General features: G+C 65.7%; 11 protein-coding genes. 7 read left to right on the top strand and 4 right to left on the bottom strand.

The features are described 5' to 3' along the window. Nucleotides 1–90: 90 nt before the first annotated feature. Nucleotides 91–4218: an autotransporter family protein gene (locus AKI39_RS26200; RefSeq protein WP_274532989.1), complete on the top strand. Its 4128-nt coding sequence runs from the start codon at nucleotides 91–93 to the stop codon at nucleotides 4216–4218. Nucleotides 4219–4322: 104 nt separating this feature from the next. Here AKI39_RS26200 and AKI39_RS21580 read toward each other — a convergent pair whose 3' ends face one another. Next, nucleotides 4323–5150 (bottom strand): IclR family transcriptional regulator, encoded by an 828-nt coding sequence (locus tag AKI39_RS21580; RefSeq protein ID WP_066640822.1) that lies wholly within the window; start codon nucleotides 5148–5150, stop codon nucleotides 4323–4325. A 120-nt stretch (nucleotides 5151–5270) separates the two neighbouring features. Between AKI39_RS21580 and AKI39_RS21575 the strand changes: the two genes are divergently transcribed. The 4 genes from AKI39_RS21575 to AKI39_RS21560 all read left to right on the top strand — a co-directional run bounded on the left by AKI39_RS21575 (nucleotide 5271) and on the right by AKI39_RS21560 (nucleotide 10428). Beyond that, nucleotides 5271–6827 carry an acyl-CoA synthetase gene (locus AKI39_RS21575; RefSeq protein ID WP_066640821.1) on the top strand — a complete coding sequence of 519 codons (1557 nt, stop codon included), beginning with the start codon at nucleotides 5271–5273 and terminating at the stop codon, nucleotides 6825–6827. Nucleotides 6828–6865: 38 nt separating this feature from the next. Beyond that, nucleotides 6866–8005 carry an FAS1-like dehydratase domain-containing protein gene (locus tag AKI39_RS21570; protein WP_066640820.1) on the top strand — a complete coding sequence of 380 codons (1140 nt, stop codon included), beginning with the start codon at nucleotides 6866–6868 and terminating at the stop codon, nucleotides 8003–8005. A gap of 102 nt (nucleotides 8006–8107) precedes the next feature. Then, nucleotides 8108–9364: a CaiB/BaiF CoA transferase family protein gene (locus tag AKI39_RS21565; protein WP_066640818.1), complete on the top strand. Its 1257-nt coding sequence runs from the start codon at nucleotides 8108–8110 to the stop codon at nucleotides 9362–9364. A gap of 68 nt (nucleotides 9365–9432) precedes the next feature. Then, nucleotides 9433–10428 carry a Bug family tripartite tricarboxylate transporter substrate binding protein gene (locus AKI39_RS21560; protein WP_083228979.1) on the top strand — a complete coding sequence of 332 codons (996 nt, stop codon included), beginning with the start codon at nucleotides 9433–9435 and terminating at the stop codon, nucleotides 10426–10428. 2 nt (nucleotides 10429–10430) lie between these two features. Here the strand turns inward: AKI39_RS21560 and AKI39_RS21555 are convergent, their stop codons facing one another. Further along, nucleotides 10431–11396 (bottom strand): Bug family tripartite tricarboxylate transporter substrate binding protein, encoded by a 966-nt coding sequence (locus AKI39_RS21555; RefSeq protein ID WP_066640816.1) that lies wholly within the window; start codon nucleotides 11394–11396, stop codon nucleotides 10431–10433. 362 nt (nucleotides 11397–11758) lie between these two features. On the opposite strand from AKI39_RS21555, the gene AKI39_RS21550 reads away from it, so the two are divergent. Continuing rightward, nucleotides 11759–12475 carry a hypothetical protein gene (locus AKI39_RS21550; protein ID WP_066640814.1) on the top strand — a complete coding sequence of 239 codons (717 nt, stop codon included), beginning with the start codon at nucleotides 11759–11761 and terminating at the stop codon, nucleotides 12473–12475. Between the two features lie 64 nt (nucleotides 12476–12539). On the opposite strand, the gene AKI39_RS21545 is transcribed toward AKI39_RS21550, so the two are convergent. Then, complete coding sequence (locus AKI39_RS21545) at nucleotides 12540–12983, bottom strand: winged helix-turn-helix transcriptional regulator (protein ID WP_235610697.1); 444 nt, start codon at nucleotides 12981–12983, stop codon at nucleotides 12540–12542. 56 nt (nucleotides 12984–13039) lie between these two features. Between AKI39_RS21545 and AKI39_RS21540 the strand changes: the two genes are divergently transcribed. Then, the gene (locus AKI39_RS21540) at nucleotides 13040–14161 is read left to right on the top strand and encodes an alkene reductase (protein WP_235610696.1); all 1122 of its coding nucleotides are present in this window, start codon (nucleotides 13040–13042) and stop codon (nucleotides 14159–14161) included. On the opposite strand, the gene AKI39_RS21535 is transcribed toward AKI39_RS21540, so the two are convergent. Beyond that, nucleotides 14158–15144 (bottom strand): Bug family tripartite tricarboxylate transporter substrate binding protein, encoded by a 987-nt coding sequence (locus AKI39_RS21535; protein WP_083228978.1) that lies wholly within the window; start codon nucleotides 15142–15144, stop codon nucleotides 14158–14160. The two genes, AKI39_RS21540 and AKI39_RS21535, sit on opposite strands and share 4 nt — an antisense overlap. Nucleotides 15145–15174: the final 30 nt, after the last annotated feature.

Raw genomic sequence — 15174 nt, 5'->3', positions numbered from 1 at the left:
CTGCCCTAACGGGTTGCGCGAGGCGCGCCGCCCGGTCCTTCCCCTCCCAATCGCGGGAAAGATCCCGCGAGCTCACCAGGAGCTGCGGGCATGGCATCCACGGCGACGTCGCGCTTTACCCCCCAAAAAGTAAACCGTTACGAAACTACAGGTAACGCGATCCGGCCCTTGCAGCGGTTCGTCCTGGCCATGGCGCTCGGGTTGACGCCCTTGGTCGTCGCGCAGGCCCAAACGGCATCCATCAGCGGCGCGGATGGGGAAGAGGGCACTCCCGGCGAAAACGGTGCCCCCGGCTCTCGCGACGGAGCCAGCATCAATGGCGGCGACGGCACTGATGGCGGAAGCGGCGGCGATGGCGGGACGGGAATGGTGGTGCGGGAGACTGCCCCCGTCGCTATCCAGGTTGGCGTGACCGGCGGCAGCGGCGGCAACGGTGGCAGCGGCGGGGACGGCGGCGTTGGCGCCGATGGTGGCCCAGGCCGGGTTGGCGATCCCATCACCGATGGTGGCGACGGCGGTGACGGCGGCGCAGGCGCCAGGGGCGGCAGCGGCGGCGCGGGGATCGTCGTGCAGCAGGCGGGTCCTCTCGCGATCCAGGCTGCCGTGACCGGAGGTGCCGGCGGCAGCGGAGGCAATGGCGGCGCCGGCGGCGATGGAGGCACCCCGAACATCAGCGGGGGCGGCTGGGGCGGCGACGCCGGCGACAGTGGCGACGGCGACAGTGGCGGCAACGGCGGGGCCGGGATCATCGCGGGGCAAGCGGCTTCTCTTGCGATTCAGGCTGACGTGGCCGGCGGCGCCGGCGGCAAGGGCGGCGATGGGGGCAACAGGAGCACTGAGGGCGCTTTGACCGACTACGGCGGCAACGGTGGGAACGGCGGAATCGGTGGCAACGGCGGCGCGGCGATAGTCTCGCAGCAGGTGCCTCTTCTAGCGATTCAGGCGGGCGTAACCGGGGGCGCAGGCGGCGCCGGCGGCACCGGCGGACACGATGGCATCGCCATTGGCGGCTACACCGGCATCGGCGGGAATGGCGGCAACGGCGGCGATGGCGGCGCGGGGGTCGATCTGCAGTCGGCGTCAGGGGTGATCTTCGGGCAAGGCGGTTTTGTCAGGGGCGGAACGGGTGGAGCAGGCGGAGCGGGTGGGGCGGGGGCGACAGCCGCCCTTATCGGCAGCGCTGGAAGCGGGGGGATGGGTGGAAGCGGCGGCACGGGGATCGTCGTGCAATATCGTGCGCTACTCACTGGCGGCGGTGACGTGCGGGGCGGCGCCGGCGGCGCCGGCGGCAATGGAGGCTCCGATTTCATCACTCACTACCAGCTTTACGATGGACAGGCCGGCGACGGTGGGAACGGCGGAAGCGGCGGCAACGGCGGCGCGGGCATCGTCGTGCGGCAAGGGGCGCTGCTCTCGATACAGTCAGGCGCGACGGGCGGCAATGGCGGCGCCGGCGGCAACGGCGGAAACGGAGGTACCGCCCCCGGCTACGACACCCAAACCCACATTGGCGGCCTCGGCGGCGATGGCGGTAATGGCGGCAACGGTGGCGATGGCGGCGCCGGGATCGAGCTGCAGTCCGGGTCGGCCGTGATCGTCAGGCAAGGGGCCTCCGTCACGGGCGGAACGGGCGGGGCTGGCGGCATGGCCGGGTTGGCCGGCATGGGTGGCGAGAGGGACGGCCACGATGGAGTGGCCGGCAATGCCGGCATGGGCGCAGCAGGCATCCGGGGCTCATTCGACGGCGGCGCCATCATCGTCAATGCCGGCACCATTCGTGGAGGCCTGAGTGGCGGCGGCACACAGCGAGCCGATGCCATCGATTTGTATGGCAGCCATAATCTGCTCGCGATCGAACCGAGCTCGAACATCGACGGCACGGTGGTCGTGGCGCCCGGAGGCACGAACAACACACTGGCGCTGGGCGGACGCGAGGATGCCGCGCAAGCCTTCGACGTGACGGCGATCGGCAATCAGTACCGCGGCTTCGACACCTACGCGAAAATCGGCCCGGGGACCTGGACGCTGGCCAATACCACTACGGCCGTTACGCCTTGGACGCTGGCCAATGGCGTTTTGCGGATATCGAACGATGCCAGCCTGGGCGACGCCAGCGCAGCTTTGACCTTCCACGGTGGCACGCTGGAGACGACCGCCGACATTTCAAGCACTCGCGCCATGAAGCTGGCAGGAAGAGGCACGGTGCGGACAGACCCCGGCACGACATTGATGCTGGGCGGCACGATCTCCGGCGATGGCTCGTTGACCAAGAGCGGCGCGGGTACGCTCACGCTGACGGGCGCCAACACCTATACCGGTGGCACCATTGTTGCCGAAGGCCTCCTGGCCTTGAACAATCGCGGCGGCAATGCCCTGGCCGATGCTGGTGCCGTACAGGTGAGCAAGGGCGCCACCCTGGCGCTAGGCACCAATGAAACCATCGGCGCGCTCAGCGGCAACGGTGCGATCAAGCTGAACACGCACACGCTGACGACCGATACCGGCGCGGCGACGGCGATGTTCGCGGGCACGCTGGAGGGCGATGGCGCGCTGGTCAAGACCGGCACGGGCAAGCTGCTGCTCACCGGCGATGCCTCCCGCTTTACGGGCGTGACCACCGTGCGGCAAGGCACGCTAAGCGTCGGCGTGATCGGCGGCAACACGCAACTGGGCGGCACGGTTCAGATCGTGGAGGGCGGCAGGCTCGGCGGCGCGGGCCAGGTGGGTTCGGTGCAGGTAGGCCCGGGCGCCATCGTCGCGCCTGGCAATTCGATCGGGACCCTGCACGTAGCGGGCAACTTCACCTTCGACCCAGCCTCGCGCTATGAAGTCGAGGTCGATCCGAATGGCAGCGCCAGCGACCGGGTGGAGGCCACGGGACAGGTCGCTCTCAATGGCGCTTCGGTGTCGCACATCGGCCTGAACGGCGACTACAAGCCTCATTCGGTCTACACCATCGTGTCGGCCGACGGCGGGGTCAACGGGACGTTCGGTGCAGTCAGCTCGACCTATGCCTTTCTCACGCCCAGCCTGAGCTACGACCCGAATCACGTCTACCTGGAATTGGAGCGCAATAGCGCGGCTTTCTCCGACGTCGCGCACACGGCCAACCAGCGCGCCACGGCAAACGGCGCTGAAGGCCTGGGCGCGGGCACAGCGGTCTACGATGCCATCGTCACGCAAACCGGCGACGCGGCCTCGATCCGGCGCGCGTACGACAGCCTATCGGGCGAGATCCACGCCTCGGTGAAATCCGCGCTGATCGACGAAAGCCAGTTCGCGCGCGGGGCGGTCAACGATAGGCTGCGCGCGGCCTTCGGGCAGGCCGGCGCAAGCGGCACGCTAGTGGCCGCTTATGGTCGGGCCGGTTTGCCCCAGGCCGCGCCGCCCGATGCCGACGCGGTGGCCGGCTGGGCGCGGGCCTATGGCGCCTGGGGTTCCTTGGATGGGAAAGCGAGCGACGGCTCCGCCAAGCTGGACCGATCCACGGGTGGCTTGTTCATCGGTGCCGATGCCCCATTGCCGGGCCACTGGCGCGCGGGGCTGTTGATGGGCTATGGCAATTCCTCATTCACTGCCCATGCGCGGGATTCCTCCGCCAGAGTGGACAGCTACACCGTTGGGGCGTACGCCGGCACGCAGGTCGGCAAGCTGGGCATGCGTCTGGGCGCCGCGCAGACGTGGCATCACTTGGACACGCGTCGCGGCGCGGACTTCGTGCCCGACACGGCCAGGGCCGCCTATACAGGCAGTACCTCTCAGGTGTTCGGCGAGGCCGGGTACGCATTGCAGGCCGGTCCGGTATCGGTGGAGCCGTACGCGGGGCTGGCGTATGTGAACCAGCACATGCATGGCTATGACGAGAGTTCCGTCGCCGGCCTGCATGGCGGTAGCGATAACGAGGACATCGTGTTTTCGACGCTGGGCGCCCGGATGGCAAGCCAGATCCACCTGGACCGCACCGATGCCACGGTGCATGGCACGTTGGCCTGGCGCCATGCCTATGGCAATGTCACGCCCACGGCCACGCATGCGTTTGACGGCGGGCCTGACTTCACCGTTGCCGGGACGCCGATCGCGCGGGACGCGGCGCTGATCGAAGCGGGCCTGGACTTGCGCGTAGGGCGCGCGACCACGGTCGGCGTGGCCTACCAGGGGCAGATCGGCCAGGGCACGCAGCAGCACGGCGTGATGGCGCAGCTTAACGTGAGGTTCTGAGGCGGATCGCGCGGCATCCCCATGATGCCACTCCGGGGGAGTCCGTGCCGGAGCGACGGGCGCTCCGCGGCTACGCGGGCGCGCACGGTTTTTAACGACGGCGATCAGCGCGGCGAGTTGTCCGTGTACAGCTGCGCGTGGACCTCTTCCGCCGCCTCGCGGATCTGCGCGGCCACGCGCGTGATGGCCGATGGCTGCAACTGGTTCATCAGCCCCACCGCGACGATACCGAACGCCATGCGTTGGTGCGCATCGAGGACAGGTACCGCGACGATAGTCACGCCCGCGATGTAGTTGCCGCGGTCCACGCTGTATCCGGTTTGGCGCACTTGATCCACCTGGGTGCGCCATGTGTCGATGTCCGGCGCATGCTGCCAGCGCAGCTGGCCGAAATGGCGTTCGATGTCGCGCCACGGGTGACCGCCGAACGCGGCGACGCAGCGCCCGCTGGCGCTGATGAGCGCAGGGAACTGGCTGCCTATGTCCACATGCAGGCGTACCGGCAAGTCCGAACGCGATATCGCATTGACCACGATGTGTGCGAGGCCGCTGACTTCGATCCCGATGGCCGTCACGCCATGCGCGGAGGCCAGACGGTCCAGGTGCGGCTGGACCACGGTGGGAAAGCCGCTGTTTTTCAGTGCATTGCGCGCCAGGGGCAGCATGCCGGGCCCCAGGCTGTAGCGTTTGGTCGCGGCGTCCATTTTTACCAATCCCTCCGCGGCCAGTGCGCGCAGGATGTGCAAGGCCGTGCTCGGCACGATGGCCAGTGTCTCGGCGATCGACTTCAATGTTCGTGGCGCGGGGCTCGCTCCCAGCAGCCGCAGAATCGCGACGGCTCGCGTCACGGCCGGTACGTCGCGGATGCGCGGCGCGCGCGCAGCCTTGGAAGGATGGGACTGGGCGTCGGCGGTCTTGGAATGGAGCGGCATAAATTGTCTATATACAATTTCTATTCGTATTTGACAATGCTACCAGTTTGCCGGAAAGTTGCTGCTACGCGCCCTGCATGCCAGGCGACGCGTCACGACAACAGGAGGAGCGCATTGGCCATGGCCCGGCTGACGGATTACACCCGCTATGCGGATGCGCTCGCACACTTCTCTTCCCCGAAGCTATGGGAGTTGTTCGACGGAGACCGCGAACACTTCAACATCGCCCATGAATGCGTGGATCGCCACGCCGGTGGCGAACAAACCGCCGTCATCGTGGTGCGCGCCGATGGAACGGAAGAAATCCTCCGCTACGACGAACTGGCACGCGACTCCAGCCGCTATGCGCATTATCTGGGTGCCCGTGGCATCCAGCCGGGCGAGCGCATCGCGATCATGCTGGAGCCTTCGCGCGCGTTCTACGTTGCATTGTTCGGCACGCTGAAGGCAGGCGTGGTGGCGGTGCCCATGTTCACCTTGTTCGGTCCCGAAGCGGTGCGCCTGCGCGTGCAGGATTGCACGCCCCGGCTGCTGTTGACGGACGCGGTCAAGGCGGCGGCCCTGCGCGACGCCGCGGGCGTCGACATCGTGGTGGCGGACGAGGCCCTCATGGAAGGGCTGCGCGCCTATCCCGACAGCTATACGCCGCGCACCAGCGCCGACGATATGGCGATATTCCAGTACACCTCCGGCACCACGCGCGAATTGCCCGAGGCCGTGCGCCATCGCCATCGCGCCCTGGTAACGCTGATGGCCGCGGCGCTGTACGGCACCGGACTGCGGCCCGGCGATCGATTCTTCTGTCCGTCTTCGCCGGCCTGGGGGCATGGGCTGTGGCATGGCACGCTGGCGCCACTGGCGCTGGGCCTGACGGTGGGCAGCTTCGCCGGCAAGTTCGACCCCGAGCGCCTGCTGCGCGCCTTCCAGGACCATCGTTTCACCAACCTATCGGCCGCCGCCACGCATTACCGCATGATGCGCAATAGCGGCGCGGTCGAACGCTATCGCTATTGCTTCGACAAGGTGTCGTTTACCGGCGAACCGATCGACAGCGACACCGCGGCCTTCGTGCAAACCGCGTTTGGACACGAGGTCCGCAGCATGTATGGCACGACTGAAATCGGGGTGATCCTGGTTAATTATCCGGGCGCCGAAGACTTCCAGGTGGTGCCAGGCTCACTGGGCAAGCCCGTGCCCGGATTGCGCGTCGAAGTGCAGGATGCGCAGGGGCGGCCGTGCCCGCCTGGCGTCGCGGGCGAAATCAAGGTGTGGCGCCACGGTGCCTGGTATCCCACGAAGGATCTCGGTCGCGTCGACGAGCGAGGCTACTTCTATCACGCCGGCCGCGCCGATGACGTGATCATCTCGGCCGGCTGGACGATGAGCGCGGTGGAAATCGAGGACGTCATCCTGCAGCACCCCGACGTACGGGAGGCCGCCGCGATCGGGGTGCCGGATTCATTGCGCGGACAAGTCGTCAAGGCCTTCGTGGTTTCCGCGCGCGGCGGCGACGAAGGCTTTGTGCGGGAGATCCAGGACCTGGTGCGCACGCGCCTGAGCCAGCACGAGTATCCGCGCCAGATCGAGTTCGTTGCCGAGCTGCCCAAGAACCCGGCCGGCAAGATAAGCAGAAAGGCGCTGCGCGAGCGCGCCGCCCAGGTCCCGCGGCCCGACTGATGTATCGCGGCCATCCAGAACGAGGAGACGCTCTAGACATGGATACGACGACACAGCAACGTTTTCCCAAGATCACCGACGAAGGCCTGGAGGATCTGCGGCGCCGCATCGGCGTTACCGTGGGCCAGACGGTGGAGCCGTGGTGCCATGAGGCCACGCGCGACAATATCCGGCATTATGCGCACGGCATCGGCGACGACAATCCGCTCTGGTGCGATCCGGACTATGCGGCGGGCTCCGCGCTGGGCGGCATCATCGCGCCACCCTCGTTTCTGTTCGCCACCAACCGCATCATCTCCGGGTATGTGGGAGGCCTGCCGGGCGTTCACGCGATGTGGTCCGGCGCCGACTGGAACTGGCACAAGCACGTGCGGCGCAACGACGAGATTTCCAGCGAAGCGCGACTGAAGGACCTGATCGAACACCAGACCCGGTTCGCGGGCCGTGCCATCCAGCAGGTCTATAACGTCAGGTTCTATAACCAGTCGGGCGACCTGGTGGCGGACGCGGACAGCTGGTGCTTCCGCACCGAACGCGACCATGCGCGAGAACAGGGCACCAAGTACACCGCGCTGCGGGATCGGGCGCCGCGCCGCTATACCGACGAAGAGCTCCAGGCGGCCTACCAGCTGTACGCGCAGGAGGAAGTGCGCGGCGGCACCCCACGCTACTGGGACGACGTGCAGGAGGGCGAAGCGTTGCCCGTGATGTTCAAGGGCCCGATGACGGTGACCGGCTTCATTGCTTACGCCCAGGGCTGGGGCGGGCTCTATATCCGGGCCAACAAGCTGGCGTGGCGCCTGATCGACGTTCACCCCGGCGTGGGCATCAAGAACAAGTTCGGCATCCCCGACTGCCCGGAGCGCGTCCACTGGGAGGAAGAGTTCGCCCTGGAGGTCGGAGCGCCCGGCGCCTATGACTATGGGCCGGAGCGCTGCTCCTGGCTGACTCACCAGCTCACCAACTGGATGGGCGACGCCGGCTTTTTGCGCCGCGCCAGCTGCAAAATACGCCGGCATAATCCCGCTGGGGATATGCTGTTCATCCACGGAAAGGTCAAACGCAAATACACCGAGGAAGGCCGCAACCTGGTCGAGATCGAACAGGAAGCGCGCAACCAGGATGACGAACTGTCAGTGCTCGGCGGTGGCGTGGTGGAGTTGCCCAAGCGGGCCTGACCGGCGGCTGCCGCGGCCCGTGCGCGCGTACCGCGAAGTGCGGGCCATGCGCCCACGGCCGCCACGCGGTACCGCCGTACCTCCAGCCATACAGGTGGATCCATGACGACGCAGACGTTTCACGACCATCTCGGCCCTGGCGACGATGTGGCCGGCGGCGCGCAGGCAGGCGCACTGGCCGGCGTGCGCATCCTGGATTTGTCGCGCGTGCTGGCCGGCCCGTACTGCACACAGATACTGGCCGACCACGGCGCCGAAGTGGTGAAGGTCGAACCGCCCCAGGGCGATGAAACACGAACCCTGGGTCCCCCCTTCATCGGGGACGTGGCGGCCTATTACCAGGGCTTGAACCGCAATAAGTTCGGCGTCGCGCTGGACCTGTCCACGCCGCAGGGCCGCGATGTGGCGCTGCGCCTGATGGAGGGGGCTGACGTCGTTATCGAGAACTTCCTGCCTGGCACCATGGAAAAGTGGGGCCTGGGGTATGAATCGGTCTTGGCCGCCCGCTTCCCGCGGCTGGTTTATTGCCGCATCACCGGCTTCGGCTCGACCGGCCCGCTGGCCGGCTTGCCGGGCTACGATGCCGTGCTGCAGGCCTTCTGTGGCCTGATGAGCGTGAACGGCCACGCCGACCATGGCGCGACGCGCCTCGGTATTCCCATCGTCGATCTGGCTACCGGCTTGTCCGCGGTCAGCGGCGTGTTGCTGGCATTGCTGGAGCGCCAGCGTTCGGGCAAGGGCCAGGCGGTGGAATGCGCGCTATTCGACGTCGCGCTCAGCCTGCTGCATCCGCATGCAGCCAATTGGCTCGTGTCGGGGCGCACGCCGGCGCTCAGCGGCAACGCGCATCCCAATATCTCTCCGTATGACAAGTTCGCGGGACGTGATGGCGAACTTTTTCTCGGCATACTCAACGACGCGCAGTTCGCCCGTTTCTGCAAGGTTATCGGCTGCACGGCCTTGCTGGAAGACCCGCGCTTCATGGGCAACGCCAGCCGCGTGGAAAACCGGGACGCCTTGCGTGCCGCCATCGAGCCCGCGCTGCAGGATTGGGACACGGGCGTCGCATGTGAGGCGCTCATGCGCGCCGGTGTGCCGGCGGCGCGCGTGAACGCGGTTCCTGACGTACTCCAGCATCCGCATGCGGACGCCCGCGAGATGCGTGTCGAGATGGACGGCTATCGAGGGGTGGGGATTCCCGTCAAGCTGGGCCGCACGCCCGGCCGCGTACGCCGCCCGCCCCCTGCGTTCGGCGCTGACACGCGCACGGTCCTCACGCAAGCGGGCTTTACAGAAACACAGATTCAGACGCTCATCGACCTGGGCATCGCGCCCGCGCGGCTCCGCACACGCCGTTGAGGCGCGGGCATGCGTCATCCACCCTGACAGAGCGTGCCGACACGCCCATAGCAAGCGAGGAGACAGACATGACGAATGCATTGGCGAGAACCGCAGGGCCCGTGACGCGGCGCTGGCTGATTGGCGCGGCCCTGGCGGCACTGCTGCCGTGGACCGGCGCGCACGCCCAGAATTACCCGGACCACCCGGTGCGGCTCATCGTGCCGTACGGACCTGGCCAGGGTACGGACACCGTGGCCCGCATTCTTGCCGAAAGGCTGACCACGGCTCTGAAGCAAGCGGTGGTGGTGGAAAACCGGCCGGGCGCGGGGGGCAATATCGGCGCCGAAGTCGTCGCCAAGGCGGCGCCGGATGGCTATACGCTGCTGATGGGAACGAACGCTACCAATGCCGCCAACGCGGCGCTGTACTCGAAGCTGCCCTTCAACCATGTCCAGGACTTCGCGGCCGTCTCGCTGGTTTGCAAGCTTCCGATGATCATGATGGCGGCGCCGGGCTTCAAGCCGATTGCCGTACCGGCATTGGTCCAGGATGCCAAGACGCATCCTGACACCATCAACGTCGGTCTGCCCAGTACCTCGGCCGAAGTGATCCTGGCGGAGTTCAAGCGGATCTCGGGCGCCCGGTTGTACCCGGTCAAATACACCTCGAGCGGCCAGGCCATCACGGATATGGTTGGGGGCCGCCTGCAGCTGGCCATCGATACCCTGGCCGCGGCGCTGCCGCAGATCAAGGCGGGCAAGGTACAGGCCGTGGCAATCAGTTCGGCGGCGCGCAACCCCGCGCTGCCCGATACGCCGACCTTCGCCCAGGCGGGCCTGCCCGGCTTCGATCTCTCGCCCTGGAACGCCGTCTACGCGCCCAAGGGCACGCCGGCGCCCATCATCGACAGGCTGAACAAGGAGATCAACAAAATCCTGGCGGACCCTGCCGTGCAGGAGCGCCTGCGCAATCTGGGCGTCGAGCCGGATGGCGGCACGCCCGCGCAGATGCAGGCGTTTACCGTCAGCGAAACGCAGAAGTGGGGAGAATTGATCCGCGCCGCCGGCATCCGGGCGCAATAGGGTCAGCTGCCGACGTGTATGTCGCGTGCCTTGATGAATACCCCCCAGTCTTTCAGGTCCTTGTGGAACAAGGCGTCGAACTGCGCGGGCGAGCCGCCGCCGGGCACCAGGCCTTCATCGTCGAAGCGCGCATGCACCGCCGGATCGGCCAGCACCTGCGACATGCCGGCGTTCAGTTTGTCGACCACGGCTTGAGGGGTGCCTGCGGGAACGAACACGCCGAACCACACGGTCATTTCAAAGCCCGGATAGGTTTCGGCCACGGTCGGCACCTGCGGCAAGGCGGAAATCCGCTTGGTGCTGGCCACCGCGATCGGCTTGAGCTTGCCTGCCTTGATCTGGTTGACGAAGCCCGGCACCGTGCCGAACGACATCATGATGTTGCCGCTGATCAGGTCGGCCAGCGAATTGGCGGTGCCCTTGTAGTGGACCATCGTCAACTCGGTATTGCTGGTCTGGCTCAGCATTTCGGCGGCAAGGTGCGACATCTGTCCAGCGCCCGGTGTACCCACCGTCACATGCTTGGGATGTTGCTTGGCGTAGGCAACCAGTTGCGGCACGGTATTGAAAGGCACGCCCGGATACGCCGCCAGCAAAGTCGGTGCACTCGCCAGCTCGATGACCGGAACGAAGTCCTTCTCGGTGTCGTAAGGCAGGGACTTGTAGAGCCAGGGATTGCTCGTCAAGGCGCTATTGGTCATGAGGATCGTATAGCCGTCGGGCGCTGCCTTGGCCACATGGTCGGCGCCGATGATGCCGGATGCACCTGGCCGGTTCTCGACCACGACGGATTGTCCGAGGATAGGCGTAAGTTTCTGCGCGACCAGGCGCGCGACCACATCCGAACCGCCTCCCGGCGCGAAGGGCGCGATCATGCGGATCGGCCGTTCGGGATATTCAGCCGCGCCGGCTGTCCAGCAAGCCGTCATCAGCCAGGCGGCAGCCACTACACGCAATATCGTCTTCATGCTTTTCTCCTCCGTTGGTTTTATAAGTGCGTGGGACTATAGCCAGCGCCAAAGGCGATGGGAAGCCAATTCTCCAGCGAAGCACGATCCATCGAAATGCGGGGCGTCGATGTGCGCATAGTGGAGGGCGATCTACGCGTGCCCGGGCGGCGAATGCGATGGGACGACAAGTCCGATCAGCCGGCCAACGGCTTCTGGCGTTCTCGATCGTATGGGCTACCTCGTGGATAGCATTTCGAACCCGCCGGTATGCCGCTTCTCCGTTATAATTAGTTACATGGCCGGCATACGGGATTGGCCAAGGGAAAGGACGGAAAAAAGGGACTATCGCAGAGGGCGCCGTGGCGGCCGGCTAAGGAAACATGCTGAATATCGCGACCTGGAAAAAAGCCTACGGCGTAGCGCTGTTCGCGCTGACTGGCGCCCTTGGCGTTAGTCAGCGCGTAAACGCAGATGAGGCACACTCGCCGGCGTCCGCCAGCGCGCTGGCGGCCGGATGGCCCTCCGAAGAAAGCTTCAATGCCTACGTCCGGGGATGGGCCTGGGTGGAAAAGGTGCCGGAATTCCAGCGTTGGTCTGAATCCGTCGGCAAGGCCAATGTGATGTCCGCGATGGGGCCGCTTATCCGGCAAGGCATACCCAGGATTTCCGAGGATGACCGGTTCGAACGCGAAAAGCTCTTACTGCGTGTCTTCCAGGCCGACACGCCCCTGTGCGAGACCATTGTTTCGGGCCGCAGGTATCCCGATGACCTGGACGGCCGCGTGATCGCAGTCATTTACAAGGTAGCCGGGATAGAAGGAATGGCGACCTGGGGCCGGATCCACTCAGTTGCGCTGGTGGCGACATTGCGCAATACGCCCGTGCCGCACTTCACGCCCGAAGAGATCGCCGCTGCGTATAACGATGTCCTGAAGCTCGTGCCAATGTCCAAGCTGGACATGATGGCGAGGTATCTCAGGAATGAAGGATTGACCGCCCGGGAAAAATGCCTGGGCAGCATCGAGCTCTACAAGGCGGCCGTGCAACTCCCGGCGTATCAGGCGAAGCGCGTGGCCCGCATCGTGTTCAGTTATTAGGCCCGCCATACTTGGTGCGCAAGCTTACCGGCCATGTCCGATACCGGGCACTTGCCGCGGCAAGTCAGGTGATTCGATCCCGAACGACAGCCTCGCAAGGCAGAAGCCGATCGCGCTCGCCAAGTTCGTTCGCGTGATGGGCGCCCCATTCGATCAAGGACTGCAGGATCGGCCGCAGGCTTTCGCCCAGCGGGGTGAGCACATATTCCACGCCTTGGCGTTCGCCGGGATGCGGCTGCCGGCTCACCAAGCCGTGTTCCTCCAGCGCGCGAAGCTGGTCGATCAGCACCTTCTGCGAGACGCCGGCGATGCGACTCTCCAGCTCGCAGGTACGCTGCGCGCCGTCCAGCAGCACATAAAGGATAACGGCCTTCCAGCGCCCGGAAAGGACCGCCAGCGCGCGTTCGACCGGCAAGCCCGGCAATCTGTTGATGATCTTCATTTGGCACCACTGACCAAACGGTGTGTAGATGTGGAGGATTCCGGAAAAGTATCTTTCGATCGTCATAGACCGAAGGAAGATACATGTTAAACCTCTTCGAGCCCCACATCCTGGACGGCACTGTGCCGCTGAAAAACCGCATCGTCATGGCCCCCATGACCCGCACGCGGAATTCCGAAGGCGATATACCCAACGCGCTGATGGCCACCTACTATGGACAGCGGGCGAGCGCCGGCCTGATCGTGGCGGAGGCGACCGACGTTTCCCCGTCCAGCAAAGGCTACGCGCTGACGCCTGGGATTTATGCCGACGTCCAGCGGCAGGGCTGGCGTTTGGTGACCGATGAAGTCCACCGCAACAAGGGCACGATATTCCTGCAGATTTGGCATGTCGGCAGGATGGCGCATTCGTCCCTCATGCCGAACGGCGAGGCACCGTGGGGCGTCACCGAACAAAGGGCGGAGCATTCCGACGTGTTCGCGCATGATGCCGATGGCAAGTTGGGCTACATACGCGCGGGCAAGCCCAGGCGCCTCGAAACCGATGAGGTCTCTGCCCTGGTTGGCACATTTTCGCTGGCTTTCGCCCACGCCCGGCAGGCCGGCTTCGATGGCGTGGAAATCCACGCGGCCAACGGCTATCTGTTCGAACAGTTCATGAACTCGGTACTCAACACGCGGACCGATCGCTACGGAGGCGCCCGGATGGAAGATCGTACGCGCTTCCTGCTGGAAGTCGTTGATGCCGCGGTGCGCGAGCTGGGTCCGGGGCGGGTGGGCGTACGCCTGTCCCCCTTCGGGACATTCAACTCCTTACCGGCGGATCCCCAGGCGGAGCAGACACTGCTCTACCTCGCCGAGCAACTCGGCCGGCGCGGCGTCGCGTACATGCACCTCGTCTACCAGCTCATGCCCTCGGCCAATATGGAGAGTGCGGAGTTCAAGGAGCACCACATAGACCATGCCGTGCTTGCCAAGGTTCGCGCGGCGTTTCCTGGATCCATCATCTGGTGTGGCGGCTTCACCAGCCGTGAGGGCGCGCAGGCCGCCCTGGACACGGGGTTGGTGGACCTGATCGCCTTTGGCCGGCCGTATATCGCCAACCCGGACCTTGCCGAGCGCCTCGCGCACGGCTGGCCCTTGGCCGAAGCAGACCGATCGACTTACTACACCCGGCGCGGCGAGGTGGGTTACACCGACTTCCCTGCCTATCGCGCGGATAGTCTTGCGGCGGTGGCCGGCTAGTTGCCGGCCTGTGGCTTACGCACCTTCAGCTTGCCCAGCACTTCCTGGACGCTTTGCGTTTCGGCGCCCAGCATCGCCGCCGTTTCCTGGGCATCCAGGAAGTGCGGCGCCCATTGATTCCTTTCCAGGAAGTCGCGCCAGTCCTTGGTCTCCGACACCTGCCTCAGGGCCGATTCCCAGAACTTGATCTGGGCGGGCGTAAGGCCCTTCGGCGCCAATACCCCCTGCGGCGATGACGTGACCACATCGATGCCCAGTTCTTTCCAGGTGGGCGTATCGCGCAGCACACCGTGCAGGCGCTCGGGCGAGCCGATGACCAATAAACGCACCTTGCCGGTCTGCAGTGCCGGGATGATGGTGGGCGTGGTCGCGCCCACGACGTCGACGTTGCCGCCGATCAGATTGGTAATGGACTCGCCCGAAGACTTGAACGGTACGAAGGTCAGGCGCGAGATATCGACGCCGGCGCGCATCAGGGGCTTGGCCACGCCGACGTGCACGTCGTTGCCCAGGGTCGCGGCGATCGCGATGTTCAGGTCGCCCGGGTTTTTCTTCAGGTGGGCCACCAGCTCCTGCGCCGTCTTGAACGGGGAGTCCGCGCGGACCAGGACCCCCACATAGCCGTCCAGAAGCATCGCGATGGGTGTGTAGTCCTTGTACGAGGCCTTTATGTTGCCCAGGTAGTTGTTGTTGACGATGGACGTGGCCAGGGTCATCAGGTAATGCGGATCGCCGGGATGCTGGTCCAGCACGTTCAGCGCCACCTGGCTGGACGCGCCGGGCTTGTTCAGCACGATCATGTCGTTGACCAGCTTCTTGGCGAGCAGCAGTTCCTGCAACTTGCGCGCCACCAAATCCAGCGCCGCGCCGGCGCTGGCCGGCACGATGAACTGCACTTCTTTGTTGATTGCGGCTTGCGCGTTGGCACGCTGCAACGGGAACACGGCCAGGCAAACCAATAATCCAAGAATGTGTTTTCTCATCTTAGTGTCTCCTCGTCGGCCCAAGGGCGC

This window comes from Bordetella sp. H567 (assembly GCF_001704295.1).
In the GTDB taxonomy this organism is placed as follows: domain Bacteria; phylum Pseudomonadota; class Gammaproteobacteria; order Burkholderiales; family Burkholderiaceae_B; genus Bordetella_C.
Note: the sequence above shows the minus strand (reverse complement) of the source record. Positions and strands in the feature narration are given on the sequence as shown.

Coding starts and splice junctions, on each gene's coding strand:
- AKI39_RS21550 (WP_066640814.1), top strand. CDS start 11,759: ATGCTGAATATCGCGACCTGGAAAAAAGCCTACGGCGTAGCGCTGTTC.
- AKI39_RS21570 (WP_066640820.1), top strand. CDS start 6,866: ATGGATACGACGACACAGCAACGTTTTCCCAAGATCACCGACGAAGGC.
- AKI39_RS21555 (WP_066640816.1), bottom strand. CDS start 11,396: ATGAAGACGATATTGCGTGTAGTGGCTGCCGCCTGGCTGATGACGGCT.
- AKI39_RS21560 (WP_083228979.1), top strand. CDS start 9,433: ATGACGAATGCATTGGCGAGAACCGCAGGGCCCGTGACGCGGCGCTGG.
- AKI39_RS26200 (WP_274532989.1), top strand. CDS start 91: ATGGCATCCACGGCGACGTCGCGCTTTACCCCCCAAAAAGTAAACCGT.
- AKI39_RS21545 (WP_235610697.1), bottom strand. CDS start 12,983: ATGACGATCGAAAGATACTTTTCCGGAATCCTCCACATCTACACACCG.
- AKI39_RS21575 (WP_066640821.1), top strand. CDS start 5,271: ATGGCCCGGCTGACGGATTACACCCGCTATGCGGATGCGCTCGCACAC.
- AKI39_RS21580 (WP_066640822.1), bottom strand. CDS start 5,150: ATGCCGCTCCATTCCAAGACCGCCGACGCCCAGTCCCATCCTTCCAAG.
- AKI39_RS21565 (WP_066640818.1), top strand. CDS start 8,108: ATGACGACGCAGACGTTTCACGACCATCTCGGCCCTGGCGACGATGTG.
- AKI39_RS21535 (WP_083228978.1), bottom strand. CDS start 15,144: ATGAGAAAACACATTCTTGGATTATTGGTTTGCCTGGCCGTGTTCCCG.